Source organism: Corallococcus praedator, assembly GCF_003612125.1.
GTDB lineage: Bacteria > Myxococcota > Myxococcia > Myxococcales > Myxococcaceae > Corallococcus > Corallococcus praedator.
Genome location: NZ_RAWI01000624.1, coordinates 1 through 3481 on the forward strand (window position 1 = coordinate 1; position 3481 = coordinate 3481).

Consider the following 3481-nt stretch of genomic DNA (forward strand, 5'->3'; position numbering starts at 1 on the left):
CCGCGCGCCCCGCGACCCCTCCCGCGCGCAACGTGGTGAAGGACTCCTTCTCGGCGGGTACCGCCGCCACCCAGCGCACCGCTGCCGTCACGGCCGCCCCTCCGGGCGACCACGGCAAGCTGATGAACGACTACCTCACCGGCGCCATCCCGCCCCCGGCGGATTTCGAGCAGGTGATGGGCTACAAGCCCTACGCCATCCAGACGCCGCACGGTCAGCGCATGCAGGATCCGCACGGCTACGCGTCGGTGCCCGGCAAGATCGGCCCGGACAAGGAGTTCGACAAGGCGGCCAAGACGCACGACTACGGCTATGACCTGCTGCGTTACTACGACCGCAAGGGCACGCCGCTGAAGCCGGAGGCCCGCAAGGCGGCGGACAAGATGTTCCGCAACGACATGTTCGACTACGCGAACGACCAGAAGGGCGCGGTGAACCGCTTCAAGTTCCGCACGTGGGCGCAGATCTACGCCACGGCGGTGGAACTGAACTCCGTTCGCCAGGGCCACGGCCCTCCGTAGTCCGCCCGCGAAGCGCATGGATGCCGAAGCGCCAGAAGCTGGGCTGCCCCCCGACCGCGAGGACGTGGTCGCGGCCCTCCTGGCCCACCAGCGCCGCTTCCTGTCGTTCCTGGAGCGGCGCGTGGGAAGTCGGGCCGTCGCGGAGGACCTCTTCCAGACGGCTTTCGCCCGCACCTTGGAGAAGGGTGGGGCGCTGCACGACGGCGAAGGCGCGGTGGCGTGGTTCTACCGCCTGCTGCGCAACGCCCTCGTGGATTACCACCGGAGGCAGTCCGCGGAAGGCCGCGCGCTGGAGGTGGAGGCGCGTGACGCGCACGCCGTCCCGGAGGATGTGGAGCTGAAGGGCGTGGTGTGCGAGTGCCTCGCGGACCTGCTGCCCACGCTCAAGCCTTCCTACGCGGAGCTGGTGCGCCAGGTGGACCTGGAAGGGCGCGCGGTGCCGGACGTGGCGCGCGAGGCGGGCATCACCGCGAACAACGCGGGCGTGCGGCTGCACCGGGCGCGGCTCGCGCTCAAGCGTTCGCTGGAGCGCGGCTGCGGCGCGTGCGCGACCCACGGGTGCCTGGACTGCTCCTGCAAGCCCCGCCGCTGACGGAGGGCTTCAGGGGCAGGTGGCCGTGTCGTCGTTCATGTCGATGTGGAGGACCTCCGGGTCGCCCTGGAACACCTTTGTCGCGAGCGCGGTGGCCTTGCAGGTGGGCAGCTTCGGGTTGTCCACGACGACGAAGTCCGTCGTCACGCGGGCCAGCTCTCCCAGGTTGAAGTCCGTGAGCCGCGCGTTGCCCTGGATGTTGAGGAACGTCACCTCGCGCAGCGTCGCGAAGTCTCCCAGGGTCGTCAGCTTCGGGTTGCCCAGCGATGACAGGACGCTCAACCGGGTCAGCGCGCCGAAACCTTCCAGCGACACCAGGTCGTCGTTGCCGATGATGGAGACCGCGCTCGTGCTTCGCAGCAGGGGCAGGCGGTGCACGCGCTGCAACCCCGCGTTGTATTTCACGGTGAGGTCCTGCTCCACGTGGGTCAGCAGGGGCATGTCCCCCGCGGACGACATCACGGAATTGCCCTGGATGAGGAGGCGGCCCGCTCGCACGAGGTTGACGAACCCCACGGTGTTCGCGAGCTTGGAATTGCCCACGATGGACAGGGTGCCCACGGTGGTGAGCTTGCCCAGGGGGTGGAGCTCTTCGAGCTGGGGGTTCGCGTTCAACTCCAGCGCGCCGTCCACCGTCTCCAGCCGCTCCAGCCCGAAGGGGCCCGGCAGCGCGGAGTTGTTCTCCAGGAGCACGTCCCCGTGCACGTGCGCCAGCTTGAGGAAGGGCGTGCGGTCCATCCGGAGGTTGTCCTGGATGCGGAGCGAGCCCTGGAGCGTGACGACGTTGGGCAGCGAGCCGGGATCCTCCACCGCGTTGTTCGCGCGCAGGGTGATGCTGTCGGTGGGCACCACCGCGACCAGTCCCAGCAGGTCGGGGAGCGCGGGGTTGTTCTCCACGGTGAGGCTGCCCCCCACGCGCAGCGGGGCGCGGGTGTCGTCCCCCAGGAGCAACGTGTCGAGCCGGGCGTTGTCCCGCAGCTCCACGTTCCCTCCGATGAAGCGCAGGGTGCTCAGGGCCGTCCGTCTCAGGCTGGAGTTGCCCTGCACGATGAGCGAGCCGTCGATGATGGACAGCGTGGGGAGCATGGCCTCGGCGAGGGTGGGCGCATCGATGCGCAGGGTGCCCCGCAGGCGTCCCACCCCGGCGAGCGCGACGAGGTCCACGGCGCTCGCGACCACGAAGTCTCCATCGTGGATGCGGGAGGCATGGCACACGTGCACCGTCGTGATGAACCCGCCCGGCGTGGGCCCTCCCTCGCCGGTGGCATCCTCGAAGGCGTTCACGCCCGTGCCGCCCGCGGGGCAGTTCATCCCGCCCGGCTCGGTCTGGTACTGCACGAGCCTCACGCGCGCGGGGGCCACGTCGCACGCGTAGGCGGTGGCGTCGATCTCCGCCGGGTCGAGCGCCCCATCCAGGTCCAGGTCCGCGCCCGCCTCCACCACCGAACCGCCGCGGTCGCACGGGGCGACGGAGCTCGGCACCTCCCGCACGCGGGAGAGCACGGGGGCGGGTTCGTCGCAGCCGTAGACCTCGCGTGAGATCTCCGCGTCCTCCAGCAGCCCGTTGCCGTTGGCGTCGTGGCCGGCGTGGGTCACCTGTCCGCCCAGGGCACACTGCGCGCCAGGGGCCACGGGGCGCACGCGCACCAGCACGTTGGCGACGGTGGTGGCGCAGACGTAGTCGGTGGCGGTGACCTCCGCGTCGTCGAGCTGCCCGTTGGTGTCCAGGTCCAGGCCGGACTGCACCGCCTGTCCACCCAGGGCGCAGTTCACGCCGTGGGCTTCGGACCGCGTGCGGGTGCGGACCTGGGCGGGAGCGTCGTCACAGACGTAGTCGGTGGCGGTGACCTCTTCGTCGTCGAGCACCCCGTCGCGGTCCTGGTCCAGGCCGCTCAGGACCGCTTGTCCGCCAAAGGGACAGTGCTCGCCGACGGGCTCGGGACGGACCCGCGTCCGTGCGTCGCGCTGGGTGATTTCGGAGAGGTCGATGACGTCGCAGCCGCTGCCCATCAAGGCGAGCGCCAACCCCCATGTCCCCCAGGTGCGTCGCATTCGTTGCCCTCTCCGTGCGGGCCCCGTCTTGGCTCCCTGTCCATACGGAGCGAGGGAATGAATCGGGTCGTTTCCCGCTGCACGCGGTGGAGGGTTCTCCCGCAAGCCCCTGGAAATCCAGGCGTTCGGGGCCACCGCGAGCCCCCGTCCTATCGAAAAAATCCCCCGCTGGGCAGGGCTCGGGCCGGCGAAAAACCCCGGGGGCCCTTCCGTGGCCGGCTCATGGTCTCAAGCATGTGTAAGAGCGCGCCGGATGCCGCGTTGGCCCGGGGAAAGGAGGCTTCACCATGACGCACCCCCATCCCCATCCCCCTGC

Annotated in this window: 3 protein-coding genes; 2 read left to right on the forward strand and 1 reads right to left on the reverse strand. The window is 70.3% G+C overall.

The window, feature by feature from the left end; all coding sequences use genetic code 11:
- Both D7Y13_RS39955 and D7Y13_RS39960 read left to right on the forward strand, forming a co-directional pair.
- Window positions 1-521: hypothetical protein (locus D7Y13_RS39955; RefSeq protein WP_120631003.1), on the forward strand; the 521-nt coding region annotated here is incomplete at its 5' end.
- A 16-nt stretch (window positions 522-537) separates the two neighbouring features.
- Window positions 538-1113, forward strand: coding sequence for an RNA polymerase sigma factor (locus D7Y13_RS39960; protein ID WP_120586134.1), 576 nt, complete (start codon window positions 538-540; stop codon window positions 1111-1113).
- A gap of 9 nt (window positions 1114-1122) precedes the next feature.
- Here D7Y13_RS39960 and D7Y13_RS39965 read toward each other — a convergent pair whose 3' ends face one another.
- Window positions 1123-3165: a DUF7151 family protein gene (locus D7Y13_RS39965; RefSeq protein WP_147444583.1), complete on the reverse strand. Its 2043-nt coding sequence runs from the start codon at window positions 3163-3165 to the stop codon at window positions 1123-1125.
- Window positions 3166-3481: the final 316 nt, after the last annotated feature.

Bases quoted from the DNA above. Each gene is read 5' to 3' on its own strand.
- D7Y13_RS39965 (WP_147444583.1), bottom strand. From the start codon at position 3,165: ATGCGACGCACCTGGGGGACATGGGGGTTGGCGCTCGCCTTGATGGGC.
- D7Y13_RS39960 (WP_120586134.1), top strand. From the start codon at position 538: ATGGATGCCGAAGCGCCAGAAGCTGGGCTGCCCCCCGACCGCGAGGAC.